Raw genomic sequence first — 13,781 nt, 5'->3', positions numbered from 1 at the left:
GCTTCGCTTTCGCTCGCGATGACGAACCAGAGAACAGTTGCCATTACGAGAAGGCCGCGGGTTCAACCCGAGCCCTTTCGCGTCTTCCTCGCCCGCAGTATAACTCGCCGGATTTTCGCGCCATTGTCGCGCTATGCCCGTCATGATCGGCGCATGACGCTGCGGATCGCCGGCGCCCGGAGGGCCGTCCTTGAATCTCTTGCGCAATTTCGCGACCGTCGGCGGCGCCACCATGGTGAGCCGGCTGCTCGGCTTCATCCGCGACGTGGCCATCGCCGCCTTTCTCGGGGCCGGGCCGATCGCCGATGCGTTCTTCGTCGCCTTCAAGCTGCCGAACCTGTTCCGGCGCCTGTTCGCCGAGGGCGCGTTCAACTCCGCCTTCGTGCCGCTGTTCGCCCGGGCGCTTGAAGAAAAGGGCGAGGACGGCGCGCGCACCTTCGCGGAAGAAATCCTCGCTGCGTTCCTGATGACCCTGATCCTCGTCAGCATCGTCGCGGAAATCGCCATGCCGGCGCTGGTCTTCGTGCTGGCGCCCGGCTTTACGGACGATGCGGACAAATTCGCGACCACCGTCGCCTTCTCCCGGATTTGCTTTCCCTATCTTATGTTCGTGTCGCTGGTGGCGTTCCTCTCCGGCATCCTCAACAGCCTCGGACGCTTCGCCGCCGCCGCCTTCGCGCCGGTGCTCTTGAACGTCGTCTTCATCGCGACGCTGGTGCTGATCGGCTTCCTCGATACCGGCCAGAGTTTTGTGTCCGGCACGATGCTGTCGGCCGCCGTTGCCGTTGCCGGCGTCGTCCAGCTCGTTGCCCTGATCCTTGCCCTGCGCCCTACCGGCATGCGCCTGACGCTGCGCCGGCCGCGGATCACCCCCGGTGTCAGGCGGCTGGTGAAACTCGGCGTTCCGGGGGTCATTGCCGGCGGCATTACCCAGCTCAACATCATGGTCGGGACGATCATCGCGTCCTTCTCGGCGAGCGCGGTCTCGTATCTCTACTATGCCGACCGGGTCTACCAGCTGCCGCTCGGTGTCGTCGGCGTCGCCATCGGCGTGGTGCTCCTGCCCGACCTTGCCCGCCAGCTTCGCTCCGGCGACCACTCCAATGTCTTCCACACCCAGAACCGGGCGCTGGAATTCTCTCTCGTACTGACGCTGCCGGCGGCCGTCGCGCTCATCGTTATCGCCGGGCCGATCGTCCAGGTGCTGTTCCAGCGCGGCGCGTTCCTTGCCTCCGACACGGCGGCAACGGCCCCGGCGCTTGCCGCCTTCGGCGCCGGCCTGCCGGCCTTCGTCCTCATTAAGGTGCTGTCGCCCGGCTTCTTTGCCCGCGAGGACACGGCAACGCCGATGTGGTTCGCCGGCGCCGGCATGGTCGTCAACGTCGCCGGATCGCTGATTCTCTTCCCGTTCCTGGCCCATATCGGCATTGCGATCGCCACCTCGCTCGCCGGCTGGGTCAATGCGCTGCTCCTTGGCGTAACGCTCTGGCGGCGCGGCCACTACAGGGCCGACCATCTGCTCGCCCGGCGCCTGCCGCTGACGCTCTTGTGCAGTGTCGCCATGGGCGCGGTCGTCTTCGGGGCGGCAGAGCTGCTGTCCCCCTGGCTCACCGACGCATCGCTCGCCGTCCGGGCCGCAACCCTTGGCCTTATCGTCGTCATCGGCGCTGTCGCTTTCTTCATTCTCGCCACCACCACCGGGGCGGTCGACGCCAAGCGCTACTACGCCATGCTGAAGCGGCGGAAGGTGCCGGCGGAGGATTGAGGGTTGATCTCGCCGGCCCGCTTGGCGATAACCCCGCCAACCACTGAGAACATAAGGACTTGAAGCCATGGCGGCTTTCGAACAGCGCGTCTTTTCCGGCGTCCAGCCGACGGGCAATCTCCACCTCGGCAACTATCTCGGCGCCATCAAGCGCTTTGCGGAACTGCAGCACGACTATCCCTGCCTCTATTGCGTCGTCGACCTGCACGCGATCACCCAGCCGCCGTCCGTCTGGGGCGGGCCGGAGGGGCTTGCCGCCAACACCCGCGAGGTCGCGGCCGCCTATCTCGCCGCCGGCATCGACCCGAAGACACAGATCATCTTCAACCAGAGCCAGGTGCCGCAGCACGCCGAGCTCGCCTGGCTGTTCAACTGCGTCGCCCGCATGGGCTGGCTCAACCGGATGACCCAGTTCAAGGAAAAGGCCGGCAAGGACAAGGAGAATGCCTCGGTGGGCCTGTTCGCCTATCCGACGCTGATGGCCGCCGACATCCTTCTTTACCGCGCGACCCATGTGCCGGTCGGCGACGACCAGAAGCAGCACCTGGAGCTGACCCGCGACATCGCGCAAAAATTCAACAACGACTTCGCCGATTCGATTGAAAAGAACGGCTTCGAGGACGCCTATTTCCCGCTGCCGGAGCCGCTGATCACCGGTCCCGCGACGCGCGTCATGAGCCTTCGCGACGGCTCCAAGAAGATGTCGAAGTCGGACCCTTCCGACTACAGCCGCATTGTTCTCACCGACGACGCCGACACCATCGCCAAGAAGATCAGGAAGGCAAAGACCGATCCGGAGCCGCTGCCGAGCGAGGCGGAGGGCCTTGACGGCCGGGCCGAGGCGGAAAACCTTGTCGGGCTCTATGCCGCGCTCTCCGACCGGACGCGGGACGACGTGCTGAAGGAATATGGCGGCTCGGCCTTTTCCGTCTTCAAACCGGCGCTTGCCGAGCTGACCGTTGCGAAGATCGCGCCGATCGCCGACGAGATGCGCCGGCTGACGGCCGATCCGGGCGCCGTCGATGCGATCCTGTCCGACGGCGCGGAAAAGGCGGCGGAAATCGCCGAAAAGGTCATGGCGGAGGTCAGCGCCATCGTCGGCTTCGTCTCGGGCCGCAAGCGCTGAAGCATGAAGATCTTCGTCGACGCGGATGCCTGCCCGGTCAAGGACGAGGTCCTTCGCGTCGCCGACCGCCACGATCTTGTCGTCCACATGGTCGCCAATAGCTGGATGCGGCTCGACGACCATCCGCTGATAAAGCGCGTCATCGTCTCCGAGGGCCCGGATGCGGCCGACGACTGGATCGTGGAGAACGTCACCCAGGGCGACATCGTGATTACCGCCGACATCCCGCTCGCCTCACGCGTCCTGAAGAAGGGCGCGGCAGCCCTTTCCGGCACCGGCAAGCCGTTCACCGACGACAATATCGGCATGGCCCTCGCCATGCGCGACCTCAACGCCGAACTCCGCGACAGCGGCACCATCCGCGGCGGCGGGCCGGCGTTTTCGGCCAAGGATCGCTCGCGGTTTTTGAACGAGTTGGAAAACATGGTGCAGCGGCTGAAGCGGGGATGAGGCGGCGCTTTCGTTTGCACGTGACGCCCCTCCCTGTTTACGTCGCTGAGGCGCTAAGATTGCTTTCGGTAATTCGCTTTTGTTTTCACCGTCATCGCGAGCGTAAGCGAAGCGATCCAGAGCGATTGAAGCCCTGAGCGTTTGGAATGCCACCTGGATCGCCGCGTCGCCTGCGGCTCCTCGCGATGACGCCTGAGTGTGATGCGAGGCCAATCGAAGCCGCAAGGCTTCGCAAGGCCGACCGGCCGCCGGCGCCGATGCGCCGCCCCGTCGGAGGCGCGAGCGAAGCGAGCCTGCCGTGAGACAGAAATCAAGCCCCGTCGTGTGCGGCGGCGCTGCGCAGGTCGTGGAGCAACTGGGTGAGCGAGGGCTCCGAAAGGCCGGCGATCTTGTCGGCCAGCAGATTGGCAAGTTCGGTTGCCTTGGGATCGAGGCCGGCGGTGTCGACGACGACGCGGGGGTCGGAGATCTCGGCGAGCCGCTGCAGCTCCTCCGCCTCGTCCCAGATGACGTTGAAGAAGGCGATGATCCTCTGGACCATGAACCAGGTCGGGCGGCCGCGCTTGCCGTGTTCCAGGGCCGAGAGATAGGCGCTGGTGACGTCGAGGCTTGCTGCCATCTCCTTCAGGGTGATGCCGCGTTCGCGCCGCAACTGGCGGATCTTTGCGCCGAATGGGGTCATGGCCCTATCTCTTCAGTCGGTCTCTTCAGTGGTTCTTTTCTTGTCGGCTCTGCCGTTTGTGTGGCCCGGCTGGAAGCCTATGGGCGCCGTGGCGCCTTGTACAGGAAGCGCGGGGCCGCAGACCCGAAATCAGGGCCTGCGCTTCTTGATGCGGACATAGAAGGCGCCGGCGCCGCCATGGGCGATATGGGCCTCCTCGAAGCTGGAGACGTAATGCCGGAATTCCGGCATCGACAGCCAATGGGGGACGACCCGGCGCAACACGCCGCGCTCGGAAAAATCGTGACCGTAGCGGTCGGCGCTCCAGGGGCCGCCATTGCCGCCCTTGCCGGTGATGACGAGGACGTGGCGCCGGCCCTCCATCTGGGCGACGGAGAGGAACGCGCGCAGGCGCGTATGCGCCTCCCTCTGGGTCATGCCGTGGAGGTCGAGGCGGCCGTCGATGGGGATGTTGCCGCGGGCGATGCGCTGCTTCGTGCGCCGGTCGAGGGTCGGCGGGGCCGGCGGATGGTGGGTCCTTGCCGGCGGCGCGGGCTTTTTCGGCGGCGGATTGCGGCCCGGTTTCAGGGCGGCCGCGGTCTTGGCGGTGCGCTTGGCGGCGCCGTCGACCGGCGCTTTCGGGGCGGAGACCTCGTCCTCCAGCGCCCGGGCCGTGCGCTCCACCACGCGCTCATCGCGGAGCGGCTTGACGGTCTTCTTCACCGCGTCCCAGAGGGCGCGGTCCTCGTCGGAAAGCTGGCCGCGCCGGCGCCTACCGCTCGCCATCGGAAACGGCTCCGGTGCGAGGGACGAGAACGTAAAGATCGCCGCGGTGGCGGATGCGGCCGGCAAAGAGGCCGGCGGCCTCGCCGGAGCCGACGAAGATATCGCCGCGTGCGGGGCCGACGATCGCCGATCCGGTGTCCCCGGCCACCATCAGGCGGCGATACGGCATCGGCTGCTGGCCGGGCTCGGGCGGCAGGTCGACGGCCACATAGACCGGGGTGCCGAGGGTGTGGAGCCGCCTGTCGACGGCGATGCTGCGCCCGGCGGTCAGTTGGACGCCAGCGGCGCCGACAGGACCGAGATCCGGATCGAGGCCGGTCAGCTCGCGAAAGAAAATGTAGGAGCGGTTCCTGGCGATCAGGTCTCGGGCGCGCTCCGGATGTGCCTTCAGCCAGGCCTTCAGGACGTCGGCGGTGAGATCCTCCGGCGCGAATTCACCGGCCTCGACCAGCATCCTGGCGACCGAGGAATAGGGATGACCGGTCTTGCCGGCAAAGCCGACACGCATGCTTGTGCCATCGGTCAGGCGAATGCGGGCGGACCCCTGGACGTGGATAAAAAAGGCGTCGACGGGATCCTCGAGCCAGACGAGTTCCAGGCCGCGGCCATCCAGCGCGCCGTCCATGATCGCCGCCCTGTCGGGGTGCTCGACAAGACCGCTTTCCGTCCGGCGCGCCCATTCCAGCTTGGCATCGAGGGTTTTGGGGTGGGCCTCAGGGGTCAGCTTGACCAGATCGTCGGGCCGCTTCAGGAGCGGGGTGGAAAAACGCTTTGTCTTCTGCCGAGACCCGAGGACTTCCGGCTCGAAATAGCCAGTAAAGAAGGCCTTTGCCGGCCCATTGACCCGCATAGGCACGAAATTGCTTTCGAAAAAGCGGCGGGCCGCCGCGGCGTCCTCGATCCGAAGCCCTTGCGCCTTGATGCACAGGACGTGGACCGCGGCGGCGTCGATGCCGAGGCTACCGGTCTCCGGGGCGTGGGCAGTCGGTCCGCAACTGTGCCTGAAGGTTTCGAATGCGGCGAGGTGGTCGTCCCCGGCCCATCCCGGCAGGTCGTCGAAGTCAGCCAAGGGGGAGACGATCGGCGACACGGGACCCTTCTCGTGGTCTTGCGCCGTTGCCTGAGGCGACAGGCCGACGGCCGTAAAAACGAAAAGCGCCGCGTGAAAAACGCGGCGCGTTCGCGGCCCGTGGCGGCGCACCGGCCCCGGCCCCCAAAAACGGCTCAGTCGCCGCTTTCGGTCGCCACCAGCTTCCAGTTCGGATCGGGCGATTCGGTGTCGCGGGCGAAGGTCCAGATATCGGTCACCTCGTTGACGGCGTTGGGATCGCCCTCGACGATGCGGCCTTCGCTGTCCTTGGTGACGGAGATGAGCTGGCTCTTGAAGCGCACGGTGATCTGCGCCGTCGTGCCCTGCAGGGCGGCTTCCACGATCTCCGCCTTGTCGATGCCGATGAAGGTGGATTCGATGGTCTCGCCGCGGGATTCCCGGTCGGCGATGGCTCCGACGAAGCTGTCATAGACGTCGTTGGCGAGAAGGTTCTGCAGCGCGCGCCGGTCGCCGTCGGCAAAGGCCGTGACGATCATCTCGTAGGCGCTGCGGGCACCGGTCAGGAAGTGCTTGGCGTCGAACGAGCGGTCGGCGGAGACGATCGTGCGCAAGGCCGTGTTGAGGGCGGAGCCCTCCGGCGCCATGCGGTCGACATTCTCCATGCGCTCGTCGGTCTCGATGCCGGTCGCCGGCGGCTCGTCCCGGTGGCGCGGCAATGTGACCACGTTGTCGCCGCCGGAGCGGGCCGGTTTTTCCTGCTCGCCCCTTGAGGAATAGGGGTCGAAGGGCGGGCGCTCATGGCCGGTGCGCCGGCCGAGCACGCTGCGCAGACGCAGGAAAATCGCCACCGCGAGGATCAGGAAGAAGATGTTATAAACGTCGAGAAATTCGGTCATCACCGGATACCGGAAGCCTTCATAGCGATTTGTGGCCTGGCGGTTTGTGGCCGGATGTCGCAGAGAACGGTCCCGACGGTCTTTCTATTGTCGAGGCACCACTTATCTATGTCTCGATACGGCATCCGCACACGATTCCGCAACCGCCGTTCACCCCCCTTTTTCGCAGTGTCCACCCTAAACGACGCTGCAAGGGACGGCAAAGAGCGATTTGTCTTTTTCCTTATGTAGGTAGCAAGGGCGGATCGCCAAAGGGTCAAAAGGACTAAAGGTTTTTTCATGCCGCTCGGTTTTCTCCTGTTTCTGCTCTTCCTCGGTGTCCCGCTGGCGGAAATCGCCGCCTTCGTGGTCATCGGCGGCAAGATCGGCCTTTTCTGGACGCTGGCCATGGTCGTCATCACGGCGATCATCGGCAGCGCGCTCCTAAGGTTCCAGAGCTATTCGGTGATCAACAGGATCCGTGCGGAAATGGATGCCGGGCGGTTGCCGGGGGAGCAGATCGGCCATGCGGCGATGATCTTCGTTGCCGGCATCCTGCTCCTGACGCCCGGTTTCGTCACCGACGCCATCGGCTTCCTCCTGTTCGTCCCGCCCGTGCGCGAGGCGATCTGGGCGTTCGTGCGTTCGCGGCTGAAGGTAACCGTGGTCACCGCCGGCCAGGGCCGCGCCGGGCCGCGGCCGGATGCCCGATCCGATCCGCACACCGTCGAGCTCGATGCGGACGACTATGCGGAAACGCCCAACCCGGACACGCCGTGGCGCCCGGAAGACCGCAAATAGCGCTTTGACGCCGGAAATTCGCGGCGGCGCTTGTCCTTAACCCCGGCAGCGTGGTAGCCACCGGCCAAATCCCGTGGCGGCCGATGCCGGCCACTCCAATCACGTTCCAGATCGGAAACGACATACCATGAGCACGAATTCCCAGAACGGCGACGGTGCCGCTGCGGCCGGCGCCGCCAACGCCCAGAACGCCCCGGGCATGAATATCCTCGGGCAGTATGTGAAGGACTTTTCCTTCGAGAACCCGAACGCGCCGCGCTCGCTGGCGCCGCGCGAGAACTCCCCGGCCATCAACATCCAGGTCAACGTCAACGCCAACCCGCTCTCGGACAACGAGTTCGAGGTGTCGCTGGTGATGAACGCCAAGGGCGGCACGGACGACGACCTGATGTTCAACGTGGAACTGACCTATTGCGGCGTGTTCCGGATCCAGAACGTGCCCCAGGAGCACCTGCACCCCTTCGTGCTGATCGAGTGCCCGCGGATGCTGTTCCCGTTTGCGCGTCAAATTGTCGCAGAAGCGGTGCGCGCCGGCGGCTTCCCGCCGCTGATGATCGACCCGATCGATTTCGCCGCGCTCTACCAGCACAACGCCGCCCGGAACACCGGCGAGGGCGCCGCCGCGCCGACGCCGAACGCCTGACCGGCGGCAACGGGTTACGACCATTCAGACGGCGCTGCGGAGAAATCCGCGGCGCCGTTTTTGTTTTTGCCTTCGGCGTAGGGATCGGTCTTCGGCGAAGGCAGTTCAGGCTTCTTAATGACACCCCGCACGTCATCCTTGCCGGGTCAAGCCACTTGCGATCCGGGCGACGGCTCGCGAACTCCCAGCACCACCCACTCTGCGCCACCACCGGGCTCGACCCGGTGGTCCATGATGAGTTGCGGCGCGATCTCGCCTAACGGTTTGAAATGAAAGGCCTCATGGATTGCCGGGTCAAGCCCGGCAATGACGCATGAGAGGGGTCTGGATAGGGGAGTGCGACCGCAATCGCATCACCTGTCCATCCGCCATCCCGCTGTTTTATAAATGGATTTTCGCTTGATGAGTCGTCGAGCGATCAGTCCGCGTCGCGGTAGCGCCGCCAGAGGGCGTTGTCGCCGAGGGTTTCCACGAAGGCCCGGTGGGCCGCGGCCTCGTCGGCCGTGATGCGCGGCGGCAGGGGTCCCGGGCGGCTTGCGACGGCCTTGGGGCGCATCCGCGGGGCGTAGGCGTCCTCCGCGTCGCGATCGGTGGCAAAGCCGAGGGCGGCCTGCTTGCCGCCGATGAGCTCGATATAGACCTCGGCCAGCAGCTCGGCGTCGAGCAGTGCGCCGTGCTTGGTGCGGCGCGAATTGTCGATACCGAAGCGGCTGCAGAGCGCGTCGAGGGAGTGCTGGCCGCCGGGATTACGCCGGCGCGAGATCTGCAGCGTGTCGACGACGCGTTCCTCGCCGATGGCGGCGATGTCGAGGCGGGCGAGCTCGGCGTTGATGAAGCCCATGTCGAAGGAGGCGTTGTGGGCAATCAGCCGGGCATCGGCGATGAAATCGAGCCACTTTCCGGCGATCTCGGCGAATTTCGGCTTGCCGGTGAGAAACTCCTCGGACAGGCCGTGGACGTTATAGGCCTCGACCGGCATCGACCGCTCCGGGTCGATATATTCGTGGAAGACCGCGCCGGTCGGGATGTGATTGACGAGCTCGACGGCGCCGATTTCCACGACGCGATCGCCGCCATTGGCCTTGAGGCCCGTGGTTTCCGTATCGAAGACGATTTCCCGCATGGCTTCAGGGAATCACGGCAGGCTCAGCCGCGCAAGTCCGGCGCGATGCCTTTCCCCGCCATTTGCGCCAGCACCCGGCAGACGCCCGCGACCTGACGGCGGGCCGGCTCGAAGCCGTGGCCGCTGTCGATGAGGAAATGGGCGCGGCGGCGTTTTTCCGCATCCGGCATCTGGCGGGAGAGAATTTGCTCGAATCGGTCCTCGGTCATGCCGGGACGCGACAGCACGCGCCCGGCCTGGATGTCGGCATCGGCGGTGACGACGACGACGGCATCGACCCGCGCATCGCCGCCGATCTCGAACAGGAGCGGGATATCGAGGACGACGGCAGCGGCGCGGCTGTTGGCGGCGTCCCGCAGGAACGTCCGTTCGGCCTCACGCACCAGGGGGTGGACGATAGCCTCGAGGCGCGACAGCGCCTTGCGGTCGCCGAGCACCCTGTCGGAGAGTTTGGTCCTGTCGACGGTGCCGTCCTCTGTCGTACCGGGAAACTCCGCCTCGATCAGCGGCGCGGCGGGTCCGGAATAGAGCCTGTGGACGGTGGCGTCGGCGTCGTGGACCGGCAGGCCGGCGGCGGCGAACATGGCGGCCGTCGTCGACTTGCCCATGCCGATCGATCCGGTCAGCCCGAGGACGATCATTCGTCTTTGGAAAGGTCGGCGACGACGTGCGCGCGCAGCTCGTCGGTGACTTCCGGGACCTTGCCGAACCATTTGGCAAAGCTCGGAACGGCCTGGTGGAGGAGCATGCCGAGGCCGTCGACGGCGACAAGATCGCGGGCGCGGGCCGCCTTCAGGAGCCCGGTTTCCAGCGGCGCATAGACGGCATCGGCAACGAGGCAGGTGTCCCGCAACGGCGACAGGTCGATCTCCAGCGGCGGCTTGCCGGTCATGCCGAGCGAGGTCGAATTGACGAGGATATCGGCCTTTTCCAGAACGCTGGGCAAGTCGCCCCAGCCATGGGCGCGGGTGCCGGCGCCGAAGAAGGCGGCAAGGCTTTCCGCCTTTTCGAAGGTGCGGTTGACGATGCGGACCGGATCGAAGCCGCGGGAAAACAACGCCCAGACGATGGCGCGCGCAGCACCGCCCGCCCCAAGCACCACGGCCGTGCCCGGGTTCTTGTCCCAGCCGGGTGCGGCCTGGTCGAGATTGGCGAGGAAGCCGTAGGCGTCGGTGTTGGCGCCGTGCAGCCGGCCTTCGTCGAGCCATAGCGTGTTGACGGCTTCGAGCGTGCGGCCGACCTCGTCGACGTCGTCGCAGGCGGCAAAGGCGGCCTGCTTGTGGGGCAGGGTGACGTTGCAGCCGATGAGGCCGTGGTCGGAAAACCGGGACAGGAACGCCTCGATCTGGTCCGGCGGCACGCCGTAGCGGTCGTAGGCGCCGTCGATGCCGTATTTCGCGATCCAGTAGCTGTGGATGACCGGCGAGCGGGAATGGCCGACCGGCCATCCGATGATGCCGGTGCGCAGGAGTGCTGTCTTGGCGTCCGTTGTCATTTGTCGATGGCTCCCTCGGCACGCAGGAAATCGAGAAGCGGCAGCATCGGCAAGCCGAGAATGGTGAAAAAGTCGCCGTCGATCTCTTCAAAGAGCTGCACGCCGCGGCCCTCGAGCTGGTAGGCGCCGACGCTGGTCAGCGCCGCCTCGCCGACATCGGCTAGGTAGCGGCCGACGAATTCCGGTGAGAAGGCGCGCATCTTCAGGTGCGCCGTGGAGAGGTAGCGCCACAGCGTCTCGCCGTTGCGGGCACAAGCGACGGCGGCGTGCAGCGAATGACTTTGACCGGAAAGGTCGAGCAGCAGCCGGCGGGCATCCGCCATGGTCTCCGGCTTCGACAGGCACGCGTCGCCAAAGCCGAGCGTCTGGTCGGCGCCGATGACAAGGGCGTCGGGATGGCGTTCGGAAACTGCCAGCGCCTTCGCCTCGGCAAGGACCGTGGCGATGTCGTCCGGCGGCATGCCGCTGACGAGGAGCGGCGCCTTGACGGTCTCCTCGTCGATGGCAGCGCCTTCCGACGTGAAGGAAACGCCGGCATTTTCCAGGAGCGTGATCCTTGTGGTGCTTTCGGAGGCCAGGATAATCGAAGGCAAAGGCCTTTTCCTTTCAGATACTTATTGGTCGTGCTGGCGGGCCCGGTGCTGGCTGAGGAGGGACAGGATCTCCGCCGCCGTCTCCTCGATGGAGCGGCGGGTGACGTCGATCAGCGGCCAACCCTGCTCGGCGCACATGCGCCGCGTATAGGTCACTTCTTCCGCAATGGCGCGGCGGTCCACATAGCTGGAATTGGCGTCGCTGGCATTGAGGGCGAGCAGCCGGTTCTGGCGGATCTGGCCGATCCGCTCGGCGGTGGCGATCAATGCCACGATCAGCGGCTTTTTCGCCTCGAACAGCGCCGGCGGCAGGGGAATGCCGGGGACGATCGGGATGTTGGTCGCCTTGATGCCGCGGTTGGCGAGATAGATCGAGGTCGGCGTTTTCGACGTCCGGCTGATGCCGATGACGACGACGTCGGCGGAATCCACATTGTCCGGGATCTGGCCGTCGTCATGGGCCATGGTGAAATTGAGGGCCTCGATGCGGTCGAAATATTCCGCGTTCATCTCGTGCTGGCCGCCGACGCGGCGGGCGAGCGGCGTGTTCAGGTAGTTCTGGAACACGTTGAGCACCGGGTCGAGCACGTTGACGCAGGGAAGGCCGAGCTCCAGGCAGCGGTTTTCCAGGCGGGCGGCGATCTCCAGATCCATGACGGTATAAAGGACGATTCCCGGCGCATGTTCCAATTCCACCAGCACCCGGTCGAGGGCGCGGTCGGAGCGGATCATCGGATAAACGTGCTCCACGGGCTGGGTTTCGCGGTACTGCACGCCGGCGGCGCGGGCCACCGTCATCAGCGTCTCGCCCGTGGAATCGGACACCAGGTGGAGATGGAAGTAGTCGAGATTGTTGCGCACGCCTTCATCCCCAGCGCTGTGAACAAAATCCGGAAAACCGCGTGACGGGCGCGGCGGGTGGAGCGGCGGGCGGGACAGCCCGTCGGGTTTTCAACAAAACCGCTCGCGGGAAAAAGGACAAGCCCGCAGCGGTGAAAAGCGGGGATCGGGGACCGGCTTTCCCCGGCCGTCAACCCGGAGTTTTCCGAAATAGCGCCGCCATCCCTTTGAATGCCATATGGCACGCGGTCCTGTCCCCGAACTTAACAGGCTCCGGGGTTTTGCGACCCTATGGCGCAAGGCGTCCCCGGAAAAAACTGTATCGTATGTGGATGATGCTTTATCCCGATAATCCACGCGCAAACAACAAAATCAGTCTGGATTCTAGACTCTATTAGAGGATCGCCGTGGATTATCGCAGTCAGGAAAACACCCGCACCGAGCGCCGGATCGTCCAGGCTCTGGATGGCAGGACACTGTCGCCGCCACCCATCTGGATGATGCGCCAGGCCGGACGCTATCTCTCCGAATACAAGGCGACGCGGGCCGAGGCCGGCAGCTTCCTCGATCTTTGCTACAACCCGGAGCTGGCTTGTGAAGTGACGCTGCAGCCGATCCGGCGTTACGGCTTCGATGCGGCGATCCTGTTCTCCGACATTCTCGTCATTCCCGATGCGCTCGGTCAGCCTGTGCGCTTTGAAGAGGGGATCGGTCCGATCCTGGAGCCGATCGGCCTTGAGGCGGCGGCAAAGCTCGACCCGGGCGTGGTGACGGAAAAGCTGGCACCGGTGCTCGATGCCGTCGGGCTCATTCGCGCCAACCTGCCGTCGGAGACGACGCTTCTGGGCTTTTGCGGCGCGCCCTGGACGGTTGCCACCTATATGGTCGCCGGCCGCGGCTCGTCCGACCAGGCACCGACGCGGCGAATCGCCTTTTCCGATAGCGCCGGCTTCGACCGGCTGATCGACCGGCTGGTGGAAGCCTCGATCCGCTATCTCGTTGCCCAGTTCGAGCGCGGGGCCGATGCGGTTCAGGTCTTCGACAGTTGGGCCGGGGCGCTCGACGAGGAAGGGTTCGAGCGCTGGGCGGTGGAGCCGATGCGGCGTATTGTCGCCGGCGTGCGGGCGGAAGTGCCGGGTGCCCGGATCATCGGCTTTCCGAAGGGCGTCGGCATGTTCCTGGAGCGCTATGTGGATGTGACCGGCGTCAACGCGGTCGGCCTCGACTGGTCGGTGCCGCTCGATTTCGCCAAGAACCTGCAGAAGACCTGTGCGGTGCAGGGCAATCTCGATCCGATGCGGCTGGTTGCCGGCGGCGAGGCGCTGAAATCCGGTATCCGCCGGGTGGTGGATGCGCTCGGCTCGGGACCCTTCATCTTCAATCTCGGGCACGGGGTGACGCCGGACACGCCGGTGGAGAATGTTGCGGAAATGGTCGCGCTGGTGCGCGGCGAGGCGGTTTGACCAGAGGACATTGACAACCTTCGCCCCGGACCGGGCGGAGGAAATGGACAAAATGGCTTTTCCGGCGGCTCGGCGAGCCGCGGTCGGTGTCCGTACCAATTGAGCAAAA

The 13,781-nt window shown here is 65.6% G+C and carries 15 protein-coding genes; 6 read left to right on the top strand and 9 right to left on the bottom strand.

The window, feature by feature from the left end; genetic code table 11:
* The first annotated feature begins 190 nt into the window (after positions 1-190).
* The 3 genes from murJ to M2319_RS15055 all read left to right on the top strand — a co-directional run bounded on the left by murJ (position 191) and on the right by M2319_RS15055 (position 3,341).
* Positions 191-1,765 carry a murein biosynthesis integral membrane protein MurJ gene (gene murJ, locus M2319_RS15065; RefSeq protein ID WP_264602288.1) on the top strand — a complete coding sequence of 525 codons (1,575 nt, stop codon included), beginning with the start codon at positions 191-193 and terminating at the stop codon, positions 1,763-1,765.
* A 67-nt stretch (positions 1,766-1,832) separates the two neighbouring features.
* Positions 1,833-2,891: a tryptophan--tRNA ligase gene (trpS, locus tag M2319_RS15060; RefSeq protein WP_264602287.1), complete on the top strand. Its 1,059-nt coding sequence runs from the start codon at positions 1,833-1,835 to the stop codon at positions 2,889-2,891.
* Between the two features lie 3 nt (positions 2,892-2,894).
* Positions 2,895-3,341, top strand: a complete 447-nt coding sequence (locus tag M2319_RS15055) for a YaiI/YqxD family protein (protein WP_264602286.1) — start codon at positions 2,895-2,897, stop codon at positions 3,339-3,341.
* Positions 3,342-3,651: 310 nt separating this feature from the next.
* Here M2319_RS15055 and M2319_RS15050 read toward each other — a convergent pair whose 3' ends face one another.
* From M2319_RS15050 to M2319_RS15035, 4 genes are all read right to left on the bottom strand, one after another.
* A complete protein-coding gene (locus tag M2319_RS15050; RefSeq protein WP_264602285.1) occupies positions 3,652-4,023 on the bottom strand; it encodes a helix-turn-helix domain-containing protein in 372 nt (123 codons plus the stop codon).
* 129 nt (positions 4,024-4,152) lie between these two features.
* Positions 4,153-4,788: a Smr/MutS family protein gene (locus tag M2319_RS15045; protein WP_264602284.1), complete on the bottom strand. Its 636-nt coding sequence runs from the start codon at positions 4,786-4,788 to the stop codon at positions 4,153-4,155.
* Complete coding sequence (mltA, locus tag M2319_RS15040) at positions 4,775-5,878, bottom strand: murein transglycosylase A (protein WP_264602283.1); 1,104 nt, start codon at positions 5,876-5,878, stop codon at positions 4,775-4,777. Before mltA ends, M2319_RS15045 begins: the two co-directional genes overlap by 14 nt.
* 134 nt (positions 5,879-6,012) lie before the next feature.
* Positions 6,013-6,735: a Tim44/TimA family putative adaptor protein gene (locus M2319_RS15035; RefSeq protein ID WP_264602282.1), complete on the bottom strand. Its 723-nt coding sequence runs from the start codon at positions 6,733-6,735 to the stop codon at positions 6,013-6,015.
* Between the two features lie 279 nt (positions 6,736-7,014).
* Between M2319_RS15035 and M2319_RS15030 the strand changes: the two genes are divergently transcribed.
* On the top strand, positions 7,015-7,515 hold the full coding sequence (locus tag M2319_RS15030) for an FxsA family protein (protein ID WP_264602281.1): 501 nt from the start codon (positions 7,015-7,017) through the stop codon (positions 7,513-7,515).
* Positions 7,516-7,642: 127 nt separating this feature from the next.
* A complete protein-coding gene (gene secB, locus M2319_RS15025; RefSeq protein WP_264602280.1) occupies positions 7,643-8,158 on the top strand; it encodes a protein-export chaperone SecB in 516 nt (171 codons plus the stop codon).
* A 418-nt stretch (positions 8,159-8,576) separates the two neighbouring features.
* On the opposite strand, the gene dnaQ is transcribed toward secB, so the two are convergent.
* The 5 genes from dnaQ to M2319_RS15000 are packed head-to-tail and all read right to left on the bottom strand — an operon-like array spanning position 8,577 to position 12,230.
* Positions 8,577-9,281 (bottom strand): DNA polymerase III subunit epsilon, encoded by a 705-nt coding sequence (gene dnaQ / locus M2319_RS15020; RefSeq protein ID WP_264602279.1) that lies wholly within the window; start codon positions 9,279-9,281, stop codon positions 8,577-8,579.
* A gap of 23 nt (positions 9,282-9,304) precedes the next feature.
* Positions 9,305-9,922, bottom strand: coding sequence for a dephospho-CoA kinase (gene coaE / locus M2319_RS15015; protein WP_264602278.1), 618 nt, complete (start codon positions 9,920-9,922; stop codon positions 9,305-9,307).
* Entirely contained in the window at positions 9,919-10,776 is an 858-nt protein-coding gene (locus M2319_RS15010; protein ID WP_264602277.1) for a shikimate dehydrogenase, read from the bottom strand. Before M2319_RS15010 ends, coaE begins: the two co-directional genes overlap by 4 nt.
* Positions 10,773-11,369, bottom strand: coding sequence for a Maf-like protein (locus M2319_RS15005; protein WP_264602276.1), 597 nt, complete (start codon positions 11,367-11,369; stop codon positions 10,773-10,775). Before M2319_RS15005 ends, M2319_RS15010 begins: the two co-directional genes overlap by 4 nt.
* A 21-nt stretch (positions 11,370-11,390) precedes the next feature.
* Positions 11,391-12,230, bottom strand: a complete 840-nt coding sequence (locus M2319_RS15000; protein ID WP_264602275.1) for a pyruvate, water dikinase regulatory protein — start codon at positions 12,228-12,230, stop codon at positions 11,391-11,393.
* Between the two features lie 386 nt (positions 12,231-12,616).
* On the opposite strand from M2319_RS15000, the gene hemE reads away from it, so the two are divergent.
* Positions 12,617-13,672, top strand: coding sequence for a uroporphyrinogen decarboxylase (gene hemE / locus M2319_RS14995; RefSeq protein ID WP_264602274.1), 1,056 nt, complete (start codon positions 12,617-12,619; stop codon positions 13,670-13,672).
* Positions 13,673-13,781: the final 109 nt, after the last annotated feature.

The sequence above is a fragment of the Rhodobium gokarnense genome (genome assembly GCF_025961475.1).
Taxonomy (GTDB): Bacteria; Pseudomonadota; Alphaproteobacteria; order Rhizobiales; family Rhodobiaceae; genus Rhodobium; species Rhodobium gokarnense.
Note: the sequence above shows the minus strand (reverse complement) of the source record. Positions and strands in the feature narration are given on the sequence as shown.